This is a genomic window from Streptomyces sp. NPDC005485 (assembly GCF_040606085.1).
Lineage (GTDB): Bacteria > Actinomycetota > Actinomycetes > Streptomycetales > Streptomycetaceae > Streptomyces.
In genome coordinates, this window is record NZ_JBEXDZ010000045.1 from 17,257 (window position 1) to 41,848 (window position 24,592).

A 24,592-nucleotide genomic window follows, 5' to 3' on the forward strand; every position below is an offset into this window, starting at 1 on the left:
AGTGCGGGACGGGGCGGCCGGCAAGCACCAACCGCCCCGCGTGGCACGCACCCACGCCCGGCACACCGCCATACGACGGGTCAGCGGGCAGGATCGAGAAGGATCTTGCGGACGCCGTCGGCGCGGTTGTTGAAGAGCTCGTACGCCGCCGGGCCCTCGGAGAGGCCGAAGCGGTGCGAGACCACGGACTCCGGGGTGATCCGGCCCGCTTGGGCGAGGGCGATCAGGGCGGGGAGTTCATAGTGGACCGAGCACAGCCCGATGGCGAACTCCAGCTCCTTGATCTGGGCCAGTCCCATGTGGAAGGGGAAGTCCTTCGTCTGGCTGACGCCGATGACACTGACCCGCCCGGCCTGCCGGACGGACTTGAGGGCGAGTTGGATGGTGGCGTCCGCCCCCACGGCCTCGACCACGGCGTCCGGCCCCCGGCCGCCGGTCATCTCGCGGATGGCCGTACGCGCGTCCTCGCCCTCGACCGGCTCGACGCCCAGACCCGCGGCGAAGGCCCGGCGCTCCGCGACCAGGTCCGTGCCCAGCACCCGGGCGGCGCCCATCGCGAACGCGGACTGGGCGGCCATGAGTCCGACCGGGCCGAGGCCGATGACCAGGACGGTCTCGCCGGGCTGGATACGGGCGCGGCGGCAGCCGTACCAGGCCGTGGGCGCGTTGTCCGTGAGGACCACGGCCGCCTCGTCGGAGATGCCCTCGGGCAGGTGCACCAGGTTGATGTCGGCGTAGGGCACCGCGAGGGCCTGGGCCTGGCTGCCCGGGAGCCCGGGGCTCACGCCGTAGCAGAGGTCCGTGCTGGACTTGGCGCGCTCGCACCGGGCGGTGTACCCGGCCGCGCAGGACCGGCACAGGGTGCAGCCCGCCGAGGCGGGCACGAGCACCCGGTCGCCGGGCTTGAAGCGGGCGACCTGGCCGCCGGTCTCGACGACCACGCCGACGCATTCGTGCCCCGGGGTGTAGCCCACCTCGGGGCTGAACGGATTGCCACCGTAGATGTGCAGGTCACTGCCGCAGATACCGGCGGTGGTGACCTGGATGACCGCGTCCGTCGGGTGGGTGACGGCCGGGTCGGGGACGTCGCCGTAGCGGACGTCGTGACGGCCGTGGTAAGTCAGCGCCTTCACTGGATTTCTCTCCTCCCCGCTGCTCTACGCGTCCGCGATCCGGAGCACGAGCTTGCCGTGGTTCTCGCCGCGGAACAGCCGCATCAGGGTGTCGGGGAAATCCGTCACCGAACCGGACACCACGTCCTCCAGTGACGTCAGCCGGCCCTCCGCCCGCCACGCGGCCAGCTGCGCGACGCCCTCGGGGTAGCGGTCGGCGTAGTCGAAGACCACCATGCCCGTCATGGTGGCGCGGTTGACCAGCAGCGACAGGTAGTTGGCGGGGCCCTTCGGCTCGGTGCTGTTGTACTGGGAGATGGCCCCGCAGATCACGACGCGGGCGCCGCGCGCCAGTCGGCCCAGCACCGCGTCCAGGACGTCGCCACCCACGTTGTCGAAGTACACGTCGACCCCGTCGGGGGCGTGCTCGCGCAGCGCCTTGCGGATGTCCTCGCTCCGGTAGTCGATCGCGGCGTCGAACCCGAACTCCTCGACCACCATGCGGCACTTGCGCTCGCCGCCGGCGATGCCGATGACGCGGCAGCCCAGGATCTTGGCGATCTGGCCGACGATGCTGCCGACGGCTCCGGCCGCCCCCGAGACGACGACGGTCTGGCCGGGCTCGGGTCGCCCGATGTCGATCAGCCCGAAGTAGGCCGTCATTCCCGACATGCCGAGCGTGCCGAGATACGTCGGCAGGGGCGCCGTCTCCGGGTCGACCTTGCTGACTCCGCGCCCGTCGGAGACGCAGTACTCCTGCACTCCGAACGTGCCCGACACCTGGTCGCCGACCTCGAAACCGGGGTGCCGGGAGGCGATCACCTCGCCCACGGCGCCGGCCCGCATGACCTCGCCGATCTCCACCGGGCGGATGTAGGACCTGCCCGCGTTCATCCAGCCGCGCATCGCCGGGTCGATCGACAGGTAGCGCACCCGCACCAGGAACTCGCCGTCACCCGGCTCACCGACCGGCTCCTCGACGTGCTCCCAGTCGGTGGGGCACGGCTCGCCCACGGGACGTGCGGCCAGGCGCACCTGGCGGTTGGCAGTGGTCATGTCCGGCGGCTCCTGCGGTCGGCGGTGGATCGGGGCGGCGGGACCGCCCGGCGGGCTGCCCGTCGCCGCGTACCGACGCGACATCCGGCATACCGGCCAGTCGGTACGACGCCGTGAGCGTACGGCGCCGCCCTGTCCGGGGCAAGAGGGTCGGACTCTTCGGCCGCGCGCGACATTCACCTCACGGCCGGTTGGTGGTACGACGTCATCGGGCCACGCTTCGCGCACACCGGCCGGGTCAGGGGCGGCCGACGTGCGCGGAGCACTCCCCGATCCGGGCGATCAGCGCCGGGCGAGGCCGTACGCGCGCTCCACGTGGAGGCGCAGCACGAGGCGCTTGTCGCGGACCATCGCGGCCCGGTAGTCGTCCCAGTCGGGGTGCTCACCCTTGGCGTCACGGTAGAGCCGGATCAGCTCCTCGACGGTCGCGTCGTAGGGGTCCGCGGCGACCGGCGTGAGCTCGGCGGTGCCCTCCACGACCGTGTAGGCCCACCGGTCCTCGCTGGTCACGTGGTACGACGCCCGCGTGTCCCGGCGCAGATTGCGGGTCTTGGCGCGGTCGTCCGTGAGCGAGACCCGGATGATCCGCTCGTCGGGGTAGTAGGCGTGGTTGACATTCGACAGCTGAGGCCGTCCGTCCTGCTTGAGGGTGACGAGCACTCCGCCGCCGTACTCGGAGAGCAGCTTGAGCAGTGCGTCCTGTGTCACGTCATCAGCCATGCCATGGCAACGCGCGGGGGTGGCGAGGCATTCCGAAGACGGCACGTAGACAGTGTCTACTGCCACCTGGTAGACAGTGTCTATGACTGAAGAGGAGGCGGGACTGCGGTCCCGTCTGATCGAGGCCGGTGTGGACCTGGTGGCCCAGGAGGGCGCGCAGGCGCTGTCCCTGCGGGAGATCGCCCGGCGGGCCGGGGTGTCCCACGGGGCGCCGCGCCGCTACTTCCCCACGCACCTGGAGTTGCTGTCCGCCATCGCACGCAGGGGCTTCGCCGACCTGGGCGCCCGAGCAGCGCAGGCGATCGGCGACGGCGCGGCAAGCCCCCGCACCCAGCTCACCGCGCTGGCCGGGGCCTACCTGGACTTCGCACGCACCCAGAGCGGAATGTACGAGCTGATGTTCCGTCATGATCTGCTGGAGAGCGGCCAGTTGGGCCTGCGGGAGACGAGTCTGCCGCTCTTCGGGGTATTGGTGGACCTGGTCGGCCGGGCCCGGCCCCGGGCCGACGCCCCGCTCGTGGCGGGCGCCCTGTGGGCGAACCTGCACGGGATCGCCCAGCTGTGGGGCTGGGGCAGCCTGCAACTCGCCACCGGAGTCGACGACTTCGTACCCCTGCTGCGTTCCGTGCTGGACGCGCACCTCGGACCGGAGGAACGGTGAAAGCACGGACACATCGCCGCGTGACCCTCGCGAGCAGCGTCGTCGGCGCCATGGTCGTCGCACTGGACGGGACCGTGCTGACCGTCGCGCAGCCCACGCTGCAACGGGATCTGCACGCCTCGTTCGCACAGGTCCAGTGGACGAGCACCGCCTATCTCATCGCGGTGGCAAGCCTGTTGGTGTTCGCGGGCCGACTCGGTGACCGGTACGGTCATCATCAGCTCTTCGCCGTGGGCATGCTGGGCTTCGGCGCCACGTCGGCAGGCATCGGGGTGGCGCCCGGCATCGGCTGGGTGATCGGACTGCGGGTCGCCCAGGGTGCGTTCGGGGCGCTGCTGCAACCGGCCACCCTCGGCATGCTGCGCGCCGCGTTCCCGCCCGACAGGCTGGGCATGCCCATCGCACTGCGCACCAGCGCCATCGGTCTCGCGGCGGCCACCGGGCCCGTCGTCGGCGGGGTCCTGGTCACCCAACTCGGCTGGCGGGCCGTGTTCTTCCTCAACGTCGTGCCCGCGCTCGTCATGGGCGTCCTGGCGCTCGCCGTGCGCACCCCGCCACCCGGCACGTCCTCGGGAGCCGGGAGCCGGCTCGATGTGCCCGGGGCCTGTCTGCTCGCGCTGGCCCTCGTCTGCCTGGTGCACACGCTGGTCGAGGCGCCGCGGACGGGCTGGACGGCGGCGACCGCGTGGGGTCTGGCCGGTTTCGCCGCCGCGGGAGCGGTCTTCGTCCGCCACGAACGGCGTACCGCCCAGCCGCTCGTGCCGCCCGACGTGCTCGGATCGCGGGCCGTCGGCGCGGCGCTCGCCGTCCTGGTGACCGCCTCGGCGTCCTTGTCCGGCGCCCTGTTCGTCGGCGTGTACTACCTCCAGGACGTCCGTGGGCTGGATCCCTTCGGCAGCAGCCTGCGGGCGCTGCCGCTGGCCGTCGCGATGGTCGCGGCCGCTCCGCTCGCCGCCGTGCTGATGCGCCGCTTCGGGCCGCGCCGTACGACCGGGGCGGCGATGTCGCTCCTCGTCGTCGGCATGCTGCTGCTGTCCCGACTGGACCGGGCGTCCTCGGACGCGGCGGTCGGCGGCGGATTCCTGCTCCTGGGCGCCGGTTTCGGCACCGCCATGGTCACCGCGACAGCCGTCGTCGTACGACAGGCGTCGGCGGCATCGGCCGGGGTGGCGGGTGGGCTCCAGCAGACCGCGATGAATGTCGGACCGACGCTGGGCGTGGCAGTGGCGACCACCTTGATGACGTTCACGAGCGTCACCATGGGCCCCGCGCTGACGGTGCTCGCGGGGGTGTCCGCGATCGGCGCGGCGTTCACCCGGCGGCTGCCGGGGCGCTCCGAGGTCGTACCCGCTCCTCACCTTCCGAGCGGGGCCGAATCAGGCGTGCGTACGAGAGCATGAGGGGCAAGATCGTCACGACCGGGACGGCGAGATCCGAGATCGCCGCGACGGTCCTGTCCAGGAGCCGCAGTCCGGAGGAGAGCCATGGGACATCTGCGACAAGAGGTCGAGCCGGGCGAGGCAGGTCTTGATCCAAAGGCGCTCGCCCGCCTCGACGCGCACTTCGCGCATCTGGTCGACGACGGCCGGCTGCCCGGCTACCTCGTGGCTCTCTCCCGTCACGGCCGCGTCGCCCACCTCACCACGTACGGCCGGCGCGACCGCGAGGCGGGACTCCCCGTCGAGATCGACACGTTGTGGCGGATGTACTCGATGACCAAGCCGGTGACGTCGGTCGCCGCGCTGATGCTCCTCGAAGAGGGCCACTTCCGCCTGACGGACCCCGTCGCACGCTTCCTCCCCGCGTTCGCCGACCCGCGGGTCTACGTCAGCGGGTCGGGCCGGGGCACGAGGACCCGGCCGGCCGCCCAACCCCTTCTGATACAGCACCTGTTGACCCATACGGCGGGCCTGACCTTCGGCTTCTACCACTCCCACCCGGTGGACGCCCTCTACCGGGACGCCGGCCTGGAGTCGTCGGTGCCGGAGGGCGCGAACCTCGCCGAGACCTGCGAGGTGTACGCGTCGCTGCCGTTGCAGTTCGAGCCGGGCACCGAGTGGAACTACTCGGTCGCCACCAACGTCCTCGGCCGTCTCGTGGAGGTGGTCTCGGGGCGTGATCTCGACGAGTTCCTCGCCGAACGGATCTTCCGCCCGCTCGGGATGGACGACGCCGGGTTCTGCGTCACGGCCGAGCAGACGGGCCGGCTCGCCGAGCTGTACGGCGAGACCGAGGAGGGCGGGATCGCCCCGATCGCCGGGCTGCCGCTGCGCGGACGGCCCCGTTTCCTGTCCGGGAGCGGCGGAATGGTGGCCAGTGCCCACGACTACCACCGCTTCATGGAGATGCTGCGCCGCCGCGGCGAACTCGACGGAACCCGGCTGCTGAGCCCCGCCGCCGTCGACCTGATGACCTCCAACCACCTCCCCGGCGGCGCCGACATCCGCGCCTTCGGCAGCCCGGTCCAGCGCGAACCCGGCAAGGCGGGCCTCGGCTTCGGCCTCGGCGTGTCCGTCGTGATCGACCCCGACGTCACCCAGTCCCCCTCCAGTCTGGGCACGTTCAGCTGGAGCGGCGTCGCGACCACGACGTTCTGGGTCGACCCGCGTCATGACCTGACCGTGCAGTTCCTCACCCAGGTACGGCCGACGGGAACGCACACGGTCGGGCCCGACCTCAGGCGGCTCGTGCACGAGGCGATCGTGGAGTGAGCCCCCGCACCCGCCGCGCTCAGGCGGTGCCCAGCAGCGCCGTGCCGAGGTCGCTCGCCGTGTAGTGCACCTCGCGCCGGTAGCGGTGGCTCGTCACCAGCCCGGCGTCCCGCAGCACGGCGAGGTGCTGGGAGACCGCGCCCGTGCTCAGCCCCGTCCGCGCGGCCAGCTGGGTCGTGGTGCTGGGTGAGCTGGTGTGCGCGAGCAGCATGGCCCGACTGCGGCCCATCAGCCGGGCGAGCCCGTCACCGGCGCGGTCGCGCCGCTCCCACAGGGTGCCGAGGGCCCGCGCGGGGTAGACGAGGGCCGGTGGCGTCGTGCCCCCGGCGGCGAGGAGGCGGCACTCGGGTGCGAACACGGTCGGCGCCAGCGTGATCCCCGCGCCGCCCAGGTCGAGCACGACGTCGTCGCGGCCGGGCCTCGGCGACGGCAGACACGGCGAGACCAGCCGGTCGCCCTCCCAGCTCAGCGTCGAGTGGAGATGGGCGAACACCTCCTGGATGCCGTCCTCGGCGAGCTGCCGTGTCCGGTGTGCGATGTCCGCCTCCAACAGGGCCCGCATGCACGGCCAGTGCGGCTCGACCGCCGCCCGCCACCAGGCACGTACGGCATCGGCCGGCTCGGCTCCGATCGCCGCCAGGGCGAGTTCCTCCTCGATCTCGGACAGCGGGCAGCGCGGCGGCGGGGTCAGGGCGTCGGCGACGGGCGTGCGGCGCACCAAGTCGGCGAGCGGCGCCGTGCGTTGTGCGAGCTCACGGTCTCCGAGCAAGGGTACGGCCGCCCGGAGCCAGGGCAGGTGGACGGCGTGGCGGCCAGGGTCGAGAGCGGCCCGGAAGGAGGCCACGGTCTCGCCCAACGGCGACACCGCGAACCTGATGTTCACCACGTCGTGCACACCGAACCGCACCGCGCCCATACCGGCCCCCGCCCCCTGAGGATTTCGCCCAGCCTAAATCAATGGCGGCCCGGCCCACCGGTGATGATGCTGCCCGCCATGTCCCTCCTCTCTTCCGGCCTGTTCCGGCATGCCGACTTCCGCAGGTTCTGGGCGGCCGACGCGACGAGCCAGACCGGTGCCGCCGTGACACTCGTGGCACTCCCGCTCATCGCCATCGGCCCGCTGCACGCCACCCCCTTCGAGGCCGGACTGCTCGTCGTCTTCGAGTACCTGGCGTTCCTGGTGATCGGGCTGCCCGCCGGCGCCTGGGTGGACCGGATGCGCCGTCGCCCTGTGATGATCACGGGTTCGCTGTGCCGCACCGCGCTCCTCGGATCGGTCCCGGTGGCGTACGGGCTCGACGCACTGACGCTCCCTCAGTTGTACGGCGTGGCCTTCGGCGTGTCCGTGTGCACGGTCTTCTTCGACGTGGCCCATCAGAGCTACCTGCCCCAACTCGTGGACGACGCCGAGCTGGTGGAGGCGAACGTCAAGCTGGAAGCCACCCGCAGCATCGCGCAGGTGGGCGGGCCGGGTGCGGGCGGAGCGCTGGTGGGGGCCCTGTCGGCGCCCGTCGCGGTGGTCGTCGACGCCGTCGGCTTCGTGGGCTCGGCGCTCCTCCTGTCCCGCATCCGCCGGACGGAGGCCAAGCCCCCGGCCCGTCCGGACGCGAGTCTGCGGGCCGAGATCGGCGAAGGGCTGCGCTTCGTCTTCGGCAACCCGCTGCTGCGTGCACTCACGCTCACCGGCGCGATCTCCAACATGTGCGGGACGATCGGCGCCTCCATGCTGCTGGTGCTGCTCAACGGTCAGCTCGGGCTCTCGCCCTTCCTCTGCGGGCTGGTCTTCACCGCGGAGGCGGCGGGCGGACTGCTCGGCAGCCTGCTCACGGTGCGGATCGCCGACCGGATCGGCCAGGGTCCCGCAATGTGCGCCTCGGTGGTCACCAGCGGCGTCCTGTGGATGCTGGCGCTGCCGATGTACCAGGCGGACGGGCGGTTCGCGGTGGCCGTCGCCCTCCAGGGCCTGGGCTGGGTCTGCTTCATGACCTTCAAGATCAACTCGGTGTCCGTGCGGCAGCAGCTGTGCCCGAAGCCGCTGCTGGGCCGGATGACGGCCACGAACCGGTTCGTGGTGTGGGGCTCCATGCCGATCGGCGCGCTCCTCGGCAGCACGCTCGGCGGGACCGTCGGCGTCCGCCAGGCCATGTGGGTCGGCGTCCTCGGCGAACTGCTCGCCGTACTCCCGGTGTTCTTCTCCCCTCTGCGCACCATGCGGCGCCTTCCGGGTGCGCCGCCCGGCGCGGGAGAACCGGGAGGCGCGGAGCCTGCCGAGCAGGTGAGCGCGGCTACGGCTCCACCCGCAGCGTGAAGTCGACGCCGTCCCGCCCGAGTTCGGCCAGCCACTCCCTCGCGCGCTGCGCCGTCTCTGCGGCACGGCTGAGGCCCGGCGGCAGCGAACCGTCCAGGACATGGCGTACGCCGAGGGCGAGCGTGCGTGAGACGCAGCGGGCCATGGCGCTCTCGTCGGCGGTTCCTTCGAGGTCCAGGAGGTAGCGGCCCGCCCAGGTCTCGCCCGAACCGCCGTGCACGTCGAGGGAGACGGCGAGGACGACGCGGTCGCGGTCGGCGTCGGTCGTGGGGTACCGCGCCGCCAACTCCCCTGCCAGGGCGCCGATACGCCGGTCGTCGCCGGCCTTCAGCTCCTCGAAGACGGCGGACCAGGCGCGGAGCCAGCCGTCGAGACGGAGGGTGCCGCGCACGAACGTCCGCGGTTTCCATGTGGACGCAAGGCCGTACTGGTCGACGAAGGGCACGCTGTCGCGGTTGGGATAGACCTCGAAGGTCTCGCCGTCGATCACCTGGGGCCGGGTGGCCTCCCAGGGGCGGGCCGCGATGGTCTCCGCGCCGTCCTCGATGTAGCGGGCGGGCGAGCGCAGGGCGCCCAGGACTCCGGCGGGCGCCCAGCTGAAGCGGTACCTGAACTCGTTCGGCACCGCGGGGATGCCGCCGCAGTAAGAGGTGAGGCTGTACGAAGCCGCCGACCCGTCGCCGATCGCGTCGCGTGCGCGGGCGATCAGGTCCAGCGCGAAGAGGTGGTCGATGCCCGGGTCGAGCCCGGCCTCGGTCAGCACCACCACCCCGGCCGCAGCCGCCGCGGGCACCTGGTCCAGGACCGCGTCCGACACATAACTGGAGCAGGCGAAGTGGGCGCCGCGCCCGATGCAGGCGGCGAGCAGCGGGGCGTGCTCGGGCGCCGGGAGCATCGACACGACGACGTCGCCGGGGGCGAGTTCGGCGGTGAGGGTCGCGAGGGTGAACGCGCGGGGCTCTGCGCGACCGGTCAGGCCCAGCGCCGCCAGGCTCTGTCCGGCGCGTTCCTCGGTGCGATGCCACAGCCGTACGCGGTCGGCGGCGTCGCACAGCGCGGCGAGCCCGCTGCCCGTGGACAGCCCCGCACCGACCCAGTGGACGGTCCCGCTCGCGGGAACCGCAAAAGCAGTGGGAACGGTGGTCTCAGACATCACGCAACTCCCCTTCCTCGGAGCCGAGTTCACGGCTCGCCTCACGGAACCGTTCCAGACAGCGGCCCCACGCACCGCCCGCCCCGAAGTCCGGCAACAGCGCCACCAGAGCCGCCGAGAAGTCGGTACTCGCCTCCCGGGGAAGGAGCGAGGGCAGGTTGTCGATGGCGATGAGGTCGAGGACGGGGTCCTCGCGCAGTCGGCGGGCCGGTTGCTCCCACCGCGTCGTCGCGTCGTAGATCGGCAGCACGTTCCACGGCGACCCGACGTCGCAGGTCACGTCGCACAGCGTGCGCAGCCGCCGACCGGGCTCGTCGAGGTCCTTGTCCGTGAGGAACGGCGGGATGGGCCGGGTGGTGAGCACCGTGTTGACCATCAACTCGTGCTCCAGCAGGGCCTTTCGGTCCAGGTCGCGGGTCTCGGCGAGATCCCAGCACGTGGGCTCGGTCCCGGCGACAGCCAGGGCGTCCCGCGCACCCCGGCCGCTGCGCCCCAGTGCGCCGACGACCAGGGCCTTCAACTCCGCTCCCCCACCGGCGAGTTCCGCGTCCAGCTCCCGCTTCGACGTCGGCCGCAGCGGAGCCCGCAGCGCGCCCCGGTGCTGCAGCACGGCCAGGGCCGCGCCCAGGTACCCGGCCCAGTAGCCGAAGGCGGCGAGCCGGCGCCCGTCTTCGTCCACCAGGTACTCCAGGTCCAGCAGGGCGCCGCCCCCGGCGAGGAACCTGCGCAGCAGCGCCGCGGCGCCTGGCTGCCCCTTGTAGGCGTGCCCGAAGAAGATGTGCCGGTGCCGCAACTCGCCCGGCTCGTCCGGGAGTTCCTTGAGACCTACGACGACCGCGTCCGGCGGCGCCGAGACCCACGAGCCCGTCCCGGCGACACGGCACCCGGCCTCCTCGTACGCCTCGATCGGGAACACCCGCTGCGGCGACCGCTCGACCGTGAGCGCCACCCCGCTCTCGACTAGCCGCCGGGCGTCGGACGGCACGATCGGCGTGCGCCGCTCGGTCGTGCGGGTCTCGTGGCGCAGCCACAAGTGGAGTTCGCTCATACGGTGTTGACCTCCGGGCGCAGGGCGTCGGCGGCGAAGCGCTCGGCGCTCAGGGGGCTGATGTCGACGAAGGGCTCGTTGCCCAGGTAGAGGTCGCGGACGACCTCGCCCACGGCGGGTCCCTGCAGGAATCCATGACCTGAGAACCCGGTGGCGTACAGGAAGCGGGAGCACGAACCGGCCTCGCCGATCAGTGCGTTGTGGTCCGGCGTGATCTCGTACAGGCCCGCCCAGCCGCCCGTCCGGCGCAGGTCGAGCAGGGCCGGGGCGCGCCGCTGCATCGCCTCGCACAGCCGCGGTATCCAGCGGTCGTGCGTCTCGGTGGAGAAACCGGGGCTCTCGTCGGGGTCCGACATGCCGAGAAGGAGCCCGGGGCCCTCCGTGTGGAAGTACAGGCTGCTGGTGAAGTCGATGGTCATGGGGAGGTCCGGCGGCAGTCCCGGGACGGGTTCGGTGACCGCGATCTGGCGGCGCAGCGGGGACACCGGGAGGTCCACCCCCGCCATGGCGCCGACGGCCCGCGACCAGGCGCCCGCCGCACACACGACGGTGTCGGTGGCGATCCGGCCCTGGCGTGTGACCACGGCCGTGATGTCGTCGCCGTCGCGCTCGATGCCGGTGACCTCGCAGTGCCGCAGCACGGTCGCGCCGTGCCGCCGGGCCCCGGCCGCGTAGCCGTGCACGACCGACTCGGGCGTGCAGTACCCGTCGTCCGGGGAGAAGGCCGCGGCCAGCAGCCCGTCGGTGCTGATCAGCGGTGACAGACGGTGCGCCTCGGCCGGGTCGATGATCCGGCTGGGCACGCCGAGCGCGTTCTGCAGCCGTACGCCCGCCTCGAACGCGGCGACCTCCTGCGCGGTGGAGAGCAGGAACAGATAGCCGACCCGGTGCAGTCCGATGTCGTGGCCCGGCTCGTCACCGAAACGGGCGAACGCCTCCAGGCTGCGGGCGCCGAGCTGGATGTTGAGCTCGTCGGAGAACTGCGCCCGGACACCGCCCGCGGCCCGGGAGGTCGACCCGGCGGCGAGTTCGTCGCGCTCGACGAGCACCACGTCGGGCACGCCCGCGCGGGCCAGGTGGTAGGCGATGCTCGTGCCCATGACGCCGCCGCCGATGACGACGACGCCGGCCCGGGTGATCAACGGCGGGCCTCCCCTCGCCGGGCGGCGTCGATCACGGCCCAGGCCGCGGCGGCGTCCTGGACGCCCAGCCCGACGCTGTTGTAGAAGACGATGTCCTCGGGGTGCGTGCGCGCGCTGCGCCGCCCGGTGAGCACCTCGCCGAGCGGGATCAGCTGCTCAGGGCTGAGCCGTCCGGCCCGCAACGCCTCGACCACGGGCCCGGCGTGCTCCGCCGCGGTCGCCGGATCGTCGACGACGACGGCCGCGGCCCGCCGTACGACCTCGGCGTCGACCTCGCTGCGGGTGGGTTCGAAGGAGCCGACGCTGACGACCGTGCAGCCGGGCGCCAGCCACTCGCCCCGTACGACCGGAGTGCTGCTGAGCGTGCACGCCGCGACCATCGGCAGCCCGGCCACCGCTTCCTCGGCGGAGTCGACGGCCTTGGTGGCGACACCGAGTTCGGCCGCGAGCTGCTGGGCCGCGAGGGCACGGCGCCCGGCGTGCGGACTCCAGACCCGCACGGACCGCAGCTCCCGTACGCGGGCCACGGCCCGGGCGTGCGCCAGCGCCTGCGTGCCGGAACCGAGGAGCCCCAGTTCCGCACTGTCGGCGGTGGCCAGCGCGTCGAAGGCGACGGCGCTCGCCGCGGCGGTGCGCAGCGTCGTGACCGCCGTACCGTCCATGACGGCGGCGAGCTGCCCGGTGACCGGGTCGAGCGCGGTGATCACCGCGTGGACGGTCGGCAGGCCCGCCGCCGCGTTGCCCGGGTTGACGCTGCCGAACTTGGCGACGGCACCGGTGTCCGCGGAGAGCCGCGAGACGTAGGAGAAGAAGACGCTGTCGTCGAAACGACTGGGATGCATGATCTTCCCGGGCAGCTCCGCGGTGCCGTCACCGAGCGCGGTGAACGCGGCGCGCTGCGAGGCGATCGCCTCGTCGGTGGTCAGCAGCTCCCGGACCCGGCCGCGGGAGAGGTACAGCGGACCGGGGTCGTCTTCTTCGCTCATGCACTCAGTGATAGCCGTCTTCGACGATCCGCAAAAGATCGCCTCCGTCCAGGTGGCCGCCGTCCAGACGGGTCACCGTCGGCCGGGGGCTGTTGAGCAGGGCGGCGTCCAGGTGCGGGAGGTAGTGGTCGAGACGCTCCCGCTTGGTCAGCAGGTACGTGAGGTTCTCCTCGCACGGCGGTATCAGCAGCGGCACCTGTTCGGCGACCTTGATGCCGCCCTGCTGCAGTGCCTCGCGCTTGCGCGGGTTGTTCGAGAGCAGCCGCACCGAACGTACGCCGAGGTCGTGCAGGATCTCCGCCGCCACCCGGTAGTCGCGGGCGTCCACCGGGAGTCCTTGGGCGAGGTTCGCCTCCACGGTGTCGAGGCCCTCCGCCTGGAGCTTCATCGCGCGCAGCTTGGCCAGCAGACCGATGCCGCGGCCCTCGTGGCCGCGGAGATAGACAAGAATTCCGCGCCCTTCGGCCGCGATCTCCCGCAGGGCGGTGGAGAGTTGGGGTCCGCATTCGCAGTGTGTGGACCCGAAGGCGTCTCCCGTCAGGCATTCCGAATGCAGCCGGGTGAGGACGCCCTCTTCGCCGCCCCCGTCGGGGACTTGATCACCGACCTCGCCGTGGACCAGTGCGACCTGCTCCTCCCCGCGATCGTGGTCGAGGTAGCCGACGGCCTGGAAATCGCCGTACACGGTGGGCAAAGGGGCAATCACGACGCGTTCGACACCTGAGAGCTGGGCAGTCCCGCCGAGTACGCCATAGTTTTCTGTCATGATCTGGTTCCTAAGCAGAGTCGAAAGGCCGTGAAAACATGAGTAGTTCGGGAACGCACCCGACGGTATCCGGTCTGTTGCCGACGGACACCACACAGGACGTACGAGAGCGGGCGTCAGGTGTCGCCCGCGAGGTCGCCGTGCTTCCCGTGGGCAGCTTCGAACAGCACGGTCCGTATCTGCCGCTCGCGACCGACACGCTTGTCGCCTGCGCCATCGCGCGGGAGGTCGCCGCCGCGTATCCGGTGCATCTCCTTCCGCCGGTGACGCTCGCCTGCTCGCACGAGCACGCCGCCTGGCCCGGTACGGTCAGCATCTCCTCCGTCACCCTCCATGCGGTGGTACGGGACGTCGCCGAGTCGCTCCGCCGCTCCGGCGTCGACACCCTCGTTCTGGTCAACGGCCACGGCGGGAACTACGTACTCGGCAATGTCGTTCAGGAATCCTTCGGCACCGGGACGCGTATGGCGCTTTTCCCGGCTCCGGAGGACTGGGAGGCCGCGCGTGAACGGGCCGGTGTACAGACCTCGTTGCTCAGTGATATGCACGCGGGAGAAATCGAGACCTCCATTCTGTTGCACGCCCATCCGGAATTCGTCCGGCCCGGATACGAGACCTCCGATTTCATCGCGGACGACCGCAGGCATCTGCTCACGCTCGGCATGTCGGCCTATACGGAATCGGGAGTCATCGGCCGCCCGTCACTCGCCTCCGCCACCAAGGGCAAGGAACTGCTGGCGGGACTGACCGAATCCTTCGGCGCGTACTTCTCTTTGGTCACCTCGGACACGGAACTGCCCGGGGAGCCCCCGCGCCGCCGCGCCGAGTGACGACGAGAGGTGCGCCCCGCCGGGGGTGAACGGGGGTAGGGAGCGGGGGGCGTGTGGGTGCGGGTGGGGCCGGGGGTGCCGGCCCGGTGGGCGTGCGCAGCGCCCGCCGGCTCGCGCGACTCGTGCGGTTCACGGGCAGCGTGCGGGTGTACGTCGTCCGACGCGTCCGTCTCCTTGCTCTCCTCCACGGCGGGGCGCGGGTTGCGAACCCCCGCGTACCAGCGTGCGACAAGCACGAAGACGCCCGGCAGGCTCGCCACGAAACTGAGCACCCCGTAGACGACGGCCACCGTCAGGCCCGTGGTCGCGCCGAGGCCCGCCGCGCCGAAGGCCCAAGCGGTGACGCCTTCCCGGGGGCCCCAGCCGCCGATGTTCAGCGGCAGCCCCATCGCCAGCAGGGCGAGCAGGGCGAGAGGCAGCAACTGCAGGGCCGACGCGGTGGATTCGGCGACGCGGGCGGCGAGCAGGAACATCGCGAGGTGTCCGGCCAGCACCAGGGTGGACGAGAGGAGCACGGCGGGCCAGCCGGCCCGGGAGAGCAGCGCCTGCCGTGCTTCGGTGAGCGCTGCGCGCACGGCCCGGCCCCGCCGGGAGGTGCCGCGTGCCCGGCCCATCCGGACGGCGGCCACGACCGCGAGTCCGCCGAGCACGGCGAGGGCGAGCAGTCCGGACAGGCGGCGGGTCTCGGAGAGGACCGGGGACGGCTGCGTCAGCAGGACCGTTACGCCAACTGCGACCAGCACCACCTGTCCGGCGGTCCGTTCCAGGACCACCGCCCGGACGCCGCGTCCGATGTCGCCGGCGCTCTGTCCGTGCCGTACCGCCCGGTGCACATCGCCGAGGACGCCGCCGGGCAGTGCCGCGTTGAGGAAGAGCGCCCGGTAGTAGTCGGCGACGGCCGCGCCGAGCGGCAGCCGCAGGCCCAGTGCGCGGGCCACCACGCGCCAGCGCCAGGCGCTCAGGGCGGTGGTGAGCAGGCCCAGCCCGAGGGCGGCCAGCAGCGTCGGCCCGTCGATGCGCCGCAGCCCGTCCAGGAAGACGCCGGTGCCGAGCCGCCACAGCAGTACGCCGAGGATGAGGGCGCCGGCGGCCGTGCCGAGGTGGGTGCGCAGGGCGCTCGCGCCGACGCGGGAGCGGGGCGCCCGTGCCTTCGCGGCCTTCTCGCGCGGGGCGGCGGCCGGCGGCCGCACATGCACACCGGCATCGGCCGCGGAGACGCTCAGGGCGGCGCCGCCCGCCGGCGCGCTCACCTGGCACCGCCCTTCGGCCGCGGCAGTGCCAGTACGTCGCTGTGGTGCACCACCACGCGCAGTGTGCCCGCGGCGGCCGCCGCCAGCCGGTCCCGTAGATAGGCGTCGGCCCGGGCCGACAGCTCCGGCCGCTGCTCGACGGCCGCGCCGACCCAGCCGCGCAGCCACTCCGCCGTGAGGTCGGCGTCGTCGGGGCCCAGCCGCCAGGGACTCGGATGCACCTGGACCGTCGCCCCGTGCCGGGCGAAGGCCGCGCAGGCCTCCGTGATCGCGTCGGGGCCGAGCAGTTCACCGCGCCGCTGGTGGGTGTTGAACGCCTCGCCGATCTCGGCGTCCAGCGGATGGGCCGGGCTGAGCTCGACCCGGCCCACCACCGAGAGGGTCAGCAGGGCCGGGCAGCCGGCGCCCGCGCAGGCGGCCGCGAGCTGCTCGATCTCCTCGGCGGTGAGCACGTCCAGCAAGGCGGACGCGGTCACGAGCGCGGCCCCGTCCAGGACGTCCGCGGTGAGCCGCCCTATGTCGCCACGGTGCGTCGTGACCGTCACCCGGCTGCCGTCGGCGGCCACCCGGGGCGCCCCGGCGCTGGCGAAGTGGAGCAGGTAGGGGTCGCGGTCGTGCAGAATCCAGTGCTGCGCTCCGTCGAGCCGGGCGGCGAGCCAGCGCCCCATCGACCCGGTTCCACAGCCGAGGTCGTGGATCACCGACTCGGTGGGCCGCCCCGGCCGGTTCGCCAGCCGGATCCGGAGCGGGTCGAGCAGCGCGGACGCCCGCGCCGAGGCGTCGGCGCCCTCGCGCAGTTCGAGCCACTGGGGTGCGAAGCGGGGCACGTCGGACTCGTCCGGGCCGGGCTGCGGGTTCGCGGCCGAGGACGTGTCGTCCAGGGCACCTTGTGCGGTCGTCCTCGTGGTCATGCCGCCCTCCGGGGCTTCTGGGACAGCCGGGCCAGCACGCCGGCCAGGCTGCGGGCCGTGGTCGCCCAGCCGTCGAGGGCGGCCCGGCGGCCACGCGCGGCGGCCTTCAGGCGGCGCCGTACGTCGGCCTCACCGAACCAGCCGCGCAGTTCCGCGGCAAGCGCGGCCGGGTCCTCCGGCGGCACGAGGATGCCGGGCACCCCGCCGTCGGGAGCGCGCCCGACCGCTTCGGGCAGACCGCCGACGTCGGTGGCGAGGACGGGGATGCCGCGCGCGAGGGCCTCGGTCACCGCCATGCCGTATGTCTCGGCGTACGAGGTGAGGACCATCAGGTCGGCCGCGGCGTAGCTCGCGTCGAGTGCGGCACCGGCCTGCGCTCCGACGAGGTGCAGCCGGTCGCCGAGGCCGAACTTCTCGATCAGGGCCCGCAGTTCGGCGACGTACGCCGGATCCTGGGTCAGTGCGCCGACGCAGACGCAGCTCCAGGGCAGGTCGGTGACGGCGGCCAGGGCCTCGACCAGCCGGTGCTGCCCCTTGCGCGGGGTCACCGCGGCCACGCACAACAGCCGCGAGACACCGTCGGTGCCGGGAGCGAGCGGCGCGATGTCGGCGCCGGGGGCGGCGACATGGACCCGCTCCGGAGCGAGCCCGTGGTGCGCCACGAGTCTGCGGACCGCCCAGTCGCTGGTGGCGACGACCGCCGGCACTGCGCGCAGGGTCGTGCGTTCCAGGGCGTCCAACTCGGCCGCGACGGCGGGCGCGAGCCCTCTCTCGTCGCCGAGCGGGAGGTGCACCAGCACGGCCAGGCTGAGCCGTTCGGCCTCGGGGACGATGACCTCGGGGACGCCGCAGGCGACGAGCCCGTCCAGCAGGACGACCGTGCCGTCGGGCAGATCCCGCAGCGTACGGGCGAGTTCCGTACGGGCGGCGGCGCCGGGCCGGGGCCATTCGCCCGCGACGGGGAGCCTGCGGACCTGCCAGCCGAAGCCGGGCAGGTCCAGGCAGAGCCGCCGGTCGTAGGCGTTGCCGCCGCTCGGGGCGGCGAGGTCGTCGACGCCGGCGGGCATCACGAAGTGGACGGTGCGCAGGGACATGGGGATGATGTCCGCGTTCTTGAGGGCGGCGTGCTGAATGGGCACGTACGACAGGGACGGCTGCTCGACGCCCCTACGGGTCAGGTGCGTCATGTCGGTCACAGCGCACGCTCGTAACTCGCCCAGGCGATGTGCGACTCGTGCAGGGTGACCGTGATGCCCGTGAGCCCGCGGGCGCCCTCGCCGAGCCTGCCTTCGTGGACGCGGTCGGCGAGCCGGTCGGCGATGACCTTGGCCAGGAACTCCGTGGAGGTGTTCGTGCCCTTGAAGACCGGCTCGTCGTCGAGGTTGCGGTAGTTCAGGTCGCTCACCACGGCGCCGAGTTCCTGCGTGGCCAGTCCGATGTCGACGACGATGTTGTCGTCGTCCAGCTCGGCGCGCCGGAAGGTGGCGTCCACGAGAAACGTGGCCCCGTGCAGGCGTTGCGCGGGCCCGAAGACCTCTCCGCGGAAGCTGTGGGCGATCATCAGGTGATCGCGGACAGTGATGCTGAACAACGGACGACCCTCCAGGTGCGGTACGTCAGATCCCCTGCCGGGGCATGCCGTGTCGTGTAGTACGGCTCCCAGCTTCTCCTTGTTCAGCTGCCGGTTCTCCTAATTTCGGAGGTCAGGCAGGGTGGTGCGGGAGGTCAGGCGGGGGCGTACAGCACGCGGTGACACAAGCCGGGTATCTCGCCCGCGGTGAGCCGCGCCATCGCCTCCGGGAGCTCCTCGAAGCGGCACTCGCCGGTGACCAGTGCGTCGAACGCGGGTTCGGCGAGCAGTTCGAGGGCGAGGGCGAGCCGGTCGGCGTAGGTGCGGCTGTCGCGCCGGGCCGGGGAGACGGCGCCCACCTGGCTGCTGCGGACGACCAGGCGCCGGGAGTGGAAGGCCTCGCCGAGCGGCAGGCTGACGCGCCGGTCGCCGTACCAGCTCAGTTCCAGGACGGTGCCCTCGGGGCGCAGCAGCTCCAGCGACCGGGCGAGCCCGGCCTCGGTGGCGCTGGCGTGCACGACGAGGTCGCAGTCGCCGAGGGCCTCCTCGGGCAGGGCGAAGTCGATGCCGAGCGCCCGCGCGATGTCGCGTCGCGAGGGGTCCGCGTCGACGAGCTGGACGCGCACCCCGGGGAACCGCCCGAGCAGGGCGGCGACGGAGCATCCGACCATTCCGCCCCCCACCACGGCGATGCGGTCGCCGATGAGCGGCGCCGCGTCCCACAGGGCATTGACGGCGGTCTCCACTGTCCCGGCGAGCACGGCACGCGCGGCGGGCACGCTGTCGGGCACCACGGTCACGGCGCTGACCGGGACGACGTAACGCGTCTGATGCGGGTAGAGGCAGAAGACGGTCCGTCCGACGAGTTCGGCGGGTCCTTCCTCCACTCGGCCGACGCTGAGATAGCCGTATTTCACGGGCGCCGGGAAATCGCCGTCCTGGAACGGTGCACGCATCACAGCATGCTGGCTCTCCGGTACGCCGCCGCGGAAGACCAGGGTCTCCGTGCCGCGGCTCACCCCGGAGCAGAGCGCGCGCACGAGCACCTCTCCGTCGGCGGGCCGCGGAATCACGACGTCCCGGATCTCACCGTGGCCGGGCGACCGGAGCCAGAAGGCTCGGGCGGTGCGCTCCATGGGCGTCCTCCTGAACGATCGGGGATTTCTGCACGTACGGAGCTATGAAGCTTTGACGAGCCGCGCACACGGTACGCGGCGATGATCGAATTTGTCATACGGCCGGAGGATGTTCGGTGGCCCTGCACAACACGTACGACGCGCGGCTCTTCCACCAGGAAACGGCAGCGGGCGCGGGCGCGCAGCTTCTGCTCCTCGCCCTGCTGGGCACGGCGATCGGGATGGGACCCGCGGGCTGGCTCACGGGCGTGGCCTTCGCCCTGGCCACCTGGGCGGTCCTGAACCGCGCCCTGCGCCGCTCGCAGCCGCGCGCCTTCGGCCCCGCCAACCGTGTCACCCTCGGCCGCTCGATCCTCGTCGGGGCCGTCACCGCCCTGGTGGCGGACTCCTTCGAGAGCTCACCGCCCATCACGCTCTTCGTCGGTCTGACCGCCGTCGCCCTCATCCTCGACGGCGTCGACGGCAAGGTGGCCCGCCGCACCGGCACCGCCTCGGCCCTCGGCGCGCGCTTCGACATGGAGGTCGACGCCTTCCTGATCCTGGTCCTCAGCGTCTACGTCTCGATGTCGCTGGGCCCCTGGGTCCTCGCCATCGGCCTGATGCGCTATGCCTTCGTGGCCGCGGCCCGTGTGCTGCCGTGGCTGAACGGCGAGTTGCCGCCGAGCATGGCCCGCAAGACGGTGGCCGCGTTCCAGGGGATCCTGCTGCTGGTGGCGGCGTCCGGGCTCTTCCCGTACGCGGTGACGCTCGGGGCGGTGACCCTGGCGCTGGGTTCGCTCGCGTGGTCGTTCGGCCGGGACGTGCGGTGGCTGTGGACGGTACGCGGCAGCGAGCAGCCGGTGCCCTCCGAGGACAGGCCGAGGGAGCAGATCAGGCATATGGCGAACGCCCGCTGAACACCCGTCAGGGCAGTTGCCCGGTGCCTGCCGTGCGGGGACTGATCACATGCCACTCCAGGTCCACGCCGCTGGTGTCGGCCGTCCCCCGGTCCCCCGTGAACCGGTACAGCGGGGAGCCGTCGTAGGTGACCTGGTCGCCGCCGTCCGGGCGGGTGACTTCGCCCAGGGTGCCGGCGATGCCGTCCGGCAGTCGCAGCTCCGTGCCGAGTGGGACGAGGAGCGGCTTGCGGGTGATCGTGCAGTAGCCGAGGCAGGCCACGGTCGCGTTGGTCTCCGCGTCGTAGCGGTAGAGGGTGTGGCCGTCCGGGTCGGTGAGGACGCGGCCCATGGTGTCGGTGTCGGCGACCATGACGGTCGGCGGTGGGGGTGCGGGAGCCGCCGTCGCCGCGGGTCCGCTGCCGGACGCGGCGACGACCGTCAGCAGGAATGCGGACAGCCGACGCTTGATCATGGTGTTCTCCTCCGTCTGGTCCGTCCGGCGGACCTCAGTAAGTGATCTTCACGGCGCTCACGGTGTGGTTGTCCGTCGCGCCCCCGGTGGCTCCGCCGAAGCCGACCAGCAGGTTCGGGGGCAGGGTGACCGCCGTGTCGATGACCTGGGTGCCGTCGATGGCGACCAGCAGGTGCCCGGTGGTCGTCGCGGTCACGTCGACGGTGTGGGTGCCGGTGCGCAGGGCGGGGACGGCGGTCGAGGTGGCGGCGTAGCGCAGGCTCGCGCCGGTGCCGCCGGTGGCGACGGCGACGAAGTTCGACGACGGGTCGCCGGTGTTGCGGTGGGTGTCCAGCGTGACGGCGAGGCCGGGCAGACCCGAGTAGCCGAGGCCGCCGCCGCCCGAACCGAGTGACTTGGGGGTGGCCTTGGAGGCGTCGAGCAGGAGCAGGGCCAGGCCGTCGGCGCCGGTGCCGCCGCCGATCGCGGCGGTGAACGTGGCCTTCAGACGGGCCGAGGGGACAGCGGTGCCCTGGACGGCGGACCCCCTGGTGTTCGTGACGGCCTTGGTGAGCGACAGGCCGGTGCCGGACAGGGCGGCGGAGCCGTTGTAGGTCCAGCCGTTGGGTCCGGGTGGCGCCACCGCGTACGACGTCGCGGTGATGACGGTGTCGCGGACGGTGTGGATGTCGGTCCTGCCGCCGTTGGCGCCGGTGAAGGCGAGCAGGGCCGTCGGCGGCAGTGCGGCCACCGATGTGCTGAGCAGGCGTGTGCCGTCCATGGAGACGGTGACGGTCTTCCCGGAGACGGAGACGGCGACGGCGTGCGGGCCCGAGCGCAGCGGCGGTACGGCGGTGGTGGTCGCCGCGTACGAGAGGGTGGAGCCGCTTCCCGAGGTGGCGATGCCGACGAAGTTCGACGACGGGTCGGTTCCGTTGCGGAAGGTGTCGAAGGTGACCGCCACGCCCGGCGTGCCCGACCAGCCGAGGCCGCCCCCGTTGACGCCGAGCGCGCTCGGCGTGGCCTTGGCCGGGTCCAGCAGGGCGAAGGTGAGGCCGTCGGCTCCGCTGCCGCCGCCGATGACGGTGGTGAACGCCGCCTTGAGACCGTCGGTGGCCACCGGGACGGGGAAGACTCCCGAGCCCGCCTGGGAGGCGCTCGTCTGGGTCAACTGAAGGTCGTTGCCCGAGAGTTGGGCGGAGCCGTTGAGCTTCCAGCCGCCCGCTCCGGGTGCGGGGGCGGTGACGCGGCCGGGTGCGGTGCCCGTACCGGTGAGCGTCTCGTTCTGCGGGCCCCTGCCGTCGTCGGAGGTGAGCTGGTAGGTGCCGGTGGCCGTACCGACGGCGGTCGGGGAGAAGGTGACGGATTGGTGCACCACGTCCTCGGGGCCGATCACCTGGCCCTCGCTGAGCGGGTTGGTCACATGGAAGGGGGCCGCAGGCGGTGCCGCCTTGGTGACGGTGAGCGGGATGTTGCCGGTGTTGCTGATGTCGAACGTCTTGGTGAGGGACTTCCCGACCGCCACGCTCCCGAAGCCGGTGGACGTCGGCGTGACCGTCAGCCTCGCCTCGCCGACCACCGCCGTGCCGGTCATGCTCACGGACGCGGTGCCGTTCTGCCCGGTGACCGAGAGGGTCCCGGTGTGGTCGCCCGCGGCCGTCGGCGCGTACCTCACCTGAACAGTGACGGACTGCTGGGGTTCGACGACCGTGCCGTCGGCGGGCGTTCCCACGGCGGCGAAGGGCGCGTTCGGCGGACTGCTCGCCGAGATCGTCTCGGCCTCGGTGCCGGTGTTGGTGAAGCTGACGCCCAGCGTCTTCACGGTGCCGGTGGCGACCGTGCCGAAGGCCAGTGCGGAGGGGAAGGGAGTGAGGCCGGGGCGGGTTCCGTAGCCAGTGAGGCCGAGGCCGACCGAGCCCGCGTCGGTGGTGAAGGTCAGGACCGAGCTGTCCGCCCCCGGCGCGGTCGGCGCGTACGACACGGGTACCGCGTAGGTGTCCCCCGCGTGCAGCGTGACCGGCAGACCCGTGGGCGCCGCCGAGAACGCGCTGTCCGCGGGCGCGCTCACCGCGGTGATCGTCACGTCCTTGGTGGCCGTCACCGTCGCGGTGGCCTGCCCGGTGCCGCCCACGGCGACCTTGCCGAGGTCCACCGGGCTGCCGCCGAGCGCGGTGGTGGACGGGCGCCCGAAGGCGAGGATGTGGCCGTCCCGGGTGCCGACGTAGACGCGTCCGCCGTCGGTCGCGGGCACGGCGAACTTGGACGCGGTGCCGATCGGGGCGGAGAACCGCAGGTTCAGGATTCCCTTGACCGGTACGGCGTCGTAGGCGCGGAGCTGGGCGCCCGCGCCGTTGGATCCGTCCGCGTAGACCGCCCAGACGAGGGCGGAGCCCGGTGTGCTGCCGGTGGAGGTGACCACGGGCGAGCCCGAGGTGTAGCCGAAGGTCCCGGTGCTGGTACCGGTGTTGGTCAGGGACGGCTGACCCGAGCCGCTCACGCCGTATGCGAAGGCCCGCAGCGGGCCCCGGCTGCCGATCGTGTAGACGTAGCCGCCCTCCGCGCCGTACGCGGCGGGGTGGCCCCAGACGCCCTCGGTCGGTCCGAAGGTGCCGAGCACCCCGTCGGTGCCGCCGGGCCCCTGGCCGCGGCCGCCGAGGTGGTCGCGGTCGAGGAGGAAGAGGCGGCCGTCCTTGCCGATCTGGGCCAGCAGCCGCGGGTGCTGGGCCGTGCCGAAGACCGGGCCGGGCAGGGCCACCGGTCCGCCGGAGCCGAGGTCGGTGTCGTTCTGGTCGAGGGTCGGGGCGTTGGCGGGGCTGAAGAAGTCCTGGGCGGACATCGTGCCGTCGCTGTTGACGCCGAGGCGGACCACCGACTCGGCGAGCTGCCCCGGGGGCTGCGCACCGGGGCCGGGCGCCGGGGAGATGCCGTTGCCCGTGGACAGGAACATCCGGCCCGGTCCGTCGGAGACCAGGCCGCCGCCGCTCATCCATACGCCGGCCATGCCGTTGGCGGAGGAGTTCTCGGTGGCCCACAGGGTGGTCTTGCGGGTCGAGGTGCTGACGCCGAGCACATAGCCGACGTAGGGGCCGATGTCGCAGTGCGAGGCGAAGGCGGCGTAGACCGATCCGCCCATCAGCAGCAGGCCGGGGCGCTGGGCGGCGGTGAACGCGTTGAACGGGCGGCCGGGGTCGTTGACCGGGGCGCCCTGCACCTTCACCGGCCAGCCGCTGCGTTCGACGCCGGTGGCCGCGTCGAGCGCGTGGATGTACCAGTTGGGGTGCTTCGCATCCACTCCGTCGTTGATCTTCGCGGTGAGGTAGACGGTCTTGGTGGCCGGGTCGTACACGGGGGTCGAGGTCACGCCGAAGTTCGGCACCAGGTCGCCGCAGCCGATCGCCGAGGCCGGCCAGGGCGCGCCGAGGTTCCTCGTCCAGTTGATCTTTCCGGTCGCCGGATCGAGGCCGTACGCCTTGGCGTTCTCGGTGGCCGCGACGACGGTCCCGTCGGCGACGAGCGGCTGCGCGTACACCTGACCGTCGACGGCGGTGGAGAACTGCTGCCCGAAGTCGGAGCTCGACACCTGCGCGGGCGCGAGACCGGGTTCGTTCGCGTCCCAGCCGGTGCGCAGGGAGTCGACGGAGACGGTCGTCTCGTCCGCCGCGCGGGCGGGGGCCGCCGTGAGCAGCGGCAGCGTGCCGCCCGTGCCGAGCAGCAGACAGCCCGTCAGCAGCGCGGCCACGGAGACGGACGGTCGGCGCTTGGCGCGGGGTCCGTCGTTCACCGGTCTGCGCGGGCTGGCCGTACGGAACGACATCTCCACCTCGGTACGTGAGGGCGCGAGGGCGGAGACCGGCATGGCCCGCCGGCGATCATCGTCGGCGGGCCGATCCGATTTTGGGATGA

Annotated in this window: 21 protein-coding genes and 1 pseudogene; 6 read left to right on the forward strand and 16 right to left on the reverse strand. The window is 72.6% G+C overall.

Going from position 1 to position 24,592, the window contains the following annotated elements; translation table 11 throughout:
* Positions 1-80: 80 nt before the first annotated feature.
* The 3 genes from ABZS97_RS17445 to ABZS97_RS17455 form a co-directional block, all read right to left on the reverse strand.
* Positions 81-1,133, reverse strand: coding sequence for an alcohol dehydrogenase catalytic domain-containing protein (locus ABZS97_RS17445; protein WP_356138616.1), 1,053 nt, complete (start codon positions 1,131-1,133; stop codon positions 81-83).
* A gap of 24 nt (positions 1,134-1,157) precedes the next feature.
* Positions 1,158-2,168, reverse strand: a complete 1,011-nt coding sequence (locus ABZS97_RS17450) for an NADP-dependent oxidoreductase (RefSeq protein WP_356138621.1) — start codon at positions 2,166-2,168, stop codon at positions 1,158-1,160.
* 282 nt (positions 2,169-2,450) lie between these two features.
* Positions 2,451-2,888 (reverse strand): PPOX class F420-dependent oxidoreductase, encoded by a 438-nt coding sequence (locus ABZS97_RS17455; protein WP_356138624.1) that lies wholly within the window; start codon positions 2,886-2,888, stop codon positions 2,451-2,453.
* 82 nt (positions 2,889-2,970) lie between these two features.
* On the opposite strand from ABZS97_RS17455, the gene ABZS97_RS17460 reads away from it, so the two are divergent.
* From ABZS97_RS17460 to ABZS97_RS17470, 3 genes are all read left to right on the forward strand, one after another.
* Positions 2,971-3,549 carry a TetR/AcrR family transcriptional regulator gene (locus ABZS97_RS17460; RefSeq protein WP_356138628.1) on the forward strand — a complete coding sequence of 193 codons (579 nt, stop codon included), beginning with the start codon at positions 2,971-2,973 and terminating at the stop codon, positions 3,547-3,549.
* Between the two features lie 50 nt (positions 3,550-3,599).
* On the forward strand, positions 3,600-4,949 hold the full coding sequence (locus ABZS97_RS17465; RefSeq protein WP_356138699.1) for an MFS transporter: 1,350 nt from the start codon (positions 3,600-3,602) through the stop codon (positions 4,947-4,949).
* An 84-nt stretch (positions 4,950-5,033) separates the two neighbouring features.
* Positions 5,034-6,260, forward strand: a complete 1,227-nt coding sequence (locus tag ABZS97_RS17470) for a serine hydrolase domain-containing protein (protein WP_356138631.1) — start codon at positions 5,034-5,036, stop codon at positions 6,258-6,260.
* 19 nt (positions 6,261-6,279) lie between these two features.
* On the opposite strand, the gene ABZS97_RS17475 is transcribed toward ABZS97_RS17470, so the two are convergent.
* On the reverse strand, positions 6,280-7,176 hold the full coding sequence (locus ABZS97_RS17475) for an ArsR family transcriptional regulator (protein WP_356138633.1): 897 nt from the start codon (positions 7,174-7,176) through the stop codon (positions 6,280-6,282).
* A gap of 78 nt (positions 7,177-7,254) precedes the next feature.
* On the opposite strand from ABZS97_RS17475, the gene ABZS97_RS17480 reads away from it, so the two are divergent.
* A complete protein-coding gene (locus ABZS97_RS17480) occupies positions 7,255-8,568 on the forward strand; it encodes an MFS transporter (protein ID WP_356138635.1) in 1,314 nt (437 codons plus the stop codon).
* Here the strand turns inward: ABZS97_RS17480 and ABZS97_RS17485 are convergent.
* From ABZS97_RS17485 to ribA, 5 genes are read right to left on the reverse strand one after another with little or no spacing between them, the layout of a single operon-like run.
* The gene (locus ABZS97_RS17485; protein ID WP_356138637.1) at positions 8,546-9,721 is read right to left on the reverse strand and encodes a saccharopine dehydrogenase family protein; all 1,176 of its coding nucleotides are present in this window, start codon (positions 9,719-9,721) and stop codon (positions 8,546-8,548) included. The genes ABZS97_RS17480 and ABZS97_RS17485 overlap by 23 nt on opposite strands.
* Positions 9,714-10,769, reverse strand: coding sequence for a saccharopine dehydrogenase (locus ABZS97_RS17490; RefSeq protein ID WP_356138639.1), 1,056 nt, complete (start codon positions 10,767-10,769; stop codon positions 9,714-9,716). Before ABZS97_RS17490 ends, ABZS97_RS17485 begins: the two co-directional genes overlap by 8 nt.
* Positions 10,766-11,911, reverse strand: a complete 1,146-nt coding sequence (locus ABZS97_RS17495) for an FAD-binding oxidoreductase (RefSeq protein WP_356138641.1) — start codon at positions 11,909-11,911, stop codon at positions 10,766-10,768. The genes ABZS97_RS17490 and ABZS97_RS17495 overlap by 4 nt, the downstream gene beginning before the upstream one ends.
* The gene (locus tag ABZS97_RS17500) at positions 11,908-12,897 is read right to left on the reverse strand and encodes an ornithine cyclodeaminase family protein (protein ID WP_356138643.1); all 990 of its coding nucleotides are present in this window, start codon (positions 12,895-12,897) and stop codon (positions 11,908-11,910) included. Before ABZS97_RS17500 ends, ABZS97_RS17495 begins: the two co-directional genes overlap by 4 nt.
* A gap of 4 nt (positions 12,898-12,901) precedes the next feature.
* Positions 12,902-13,663, reverse strand: a complete 762-nt coding sequence (gene ribA / locus ABZS97_RS17505) for a GTP cyclohydrolase II (RefSeq protein ID WP_356138645.1) — start codon at positions 13,661-13,663, stop codon at positions 12,902-12,904.
* A gap of 38 nt (positions 13,664-13,701) precedes the next feature.
* Between ribA and ABZS97_RS17510 the strand changes: the two genes are divergently transcribed.
* Positions 13,702-14,493: a creatininase family protein gene (locus ABZS97_RS17510; protein ID WP_356138647.1), complete on the forward strand. Its 792-nt coding sequence runs from the start codon at positions 13,702-13,704 to the stop codon at positions 14,491-14,493.
* A gap of 203 nt (positions 14,494-14,696) precedes the next feature.
* Here the strand turns inward: ABZS97_RS17510 and ABZS97_RS17515 are convergent.
* From ABZS97_RS17515 to ABZS97_RS17535, 5 genes and pseudogenes are all read right to left on the reverse strand, one after another.
* Positions 14,697-15,605: pseudogene (locus ABZS97_RS17515) on the reverse strand (lysylphosphatidylglycerol synthase transmembrane domain-containing protein); the annotation flags it as partial.
* A gap of 134 nt (positions 15,606-15,739) precedes the next feature.
* A complete protein-coding gene (locus tag ABZS97_RS17520) occupies positions 15,740-16,654 on the reverse strand; it encodes a class I SAM-dependent methyltransferase (protein WP_356138649.1) in 915 nt (304 codons plus the stop codon).
* Positions 16,651-17,841: a glycosyltransferase family 4 protein gene (locus ABZS97_RS17525; protein WP_356138702.1), complete on the reverse strand. Its 1,191-nt coding sequence runs from the start codon at positions 17,839-17,841 to the stop codon at positions 16,651-16,653. The genes ABZS97_RS17520 and ABZS97_RS17525 overlap by 4 nt, the downstream gene beginning before the upstream one ends.
* 5 nt (positions 17,842-17,846) lie before the next feature.
* Entirely contained in the window at positions 17,847-18,245 is a 399-nt protein-coding gene (locus tag ABZS97_RS17530) for a 6-carboxytetrahydropterin synthase (RefSeq protein WP_356138651.1), read from the reverse strand.
* Positions 18,246-18,379: 134 nt separating this feature from the next.
* Positions 18,380-19,360 carry a zinc-binding alcohol dehydrogenase gene (locus ABZS97_RS17535; protein WP_356138653.1) on the reverse strand — a complete coding sequence of 327 codons (981 nt, stop codon included), beginning with the start codon at positions 19,358-19,360 and terminating at the stop codon, positions 18,380-18,382.
* 116 nt (positions 19,361-19,476) lie between these two features.
* Here ABZS97_RS17535 and ABZS97_RS17540 point away from each other — a divergent pair, with 116 nt between their 5' ends.
* On the forward strand, positions 19,477-20,256 hold the full coding sequence (locus ABZS97_RS17540; RefSeq protein WP_356138655.1) for a CDP-alcohol phosphatidyltransferase family protein: 780 nt from the start codon (positions 19,477-19,479) through the stop codon (positions 20,254-20,256).
* A gap of 7 nt (positions 20,257-20,263) precedes the next feature.
* Here the strand turns inward: ABZS97_RS17540 and ABZS97_RS17545 are convergent, their stop codons facing one another.
* Together ABZS97_RS17545 and ABZS97_RS17550 are read right to left on the reverse strand one after the other, a co-directional pair.
* Entirely contained in the window at positions 20,264-20,710 is a 447-nt protein-coding gene (locus ABZS97_RS17545) for a hypothetical protein (protein ID WP_356138657.1), read from the reverse strand.
* A gap of 34 nt (positions 20,711-20,744) precedes the next feature.
* The gene (locus ABZS97_RS17550; RefSeq protein ID WP_356138659.1) at positions 20,745-24,545 is read right to left on the reverse strand and encodes a choice-of-anchor D domain-containing protein; all 3,801 of its coding nucleotides are present in this window, start codon (positions 24,543-24,545) and stop codon (positions 20,745-20,747) included.
* Positions 24,546-24,592: the final 47 nt, after the last annotated feature.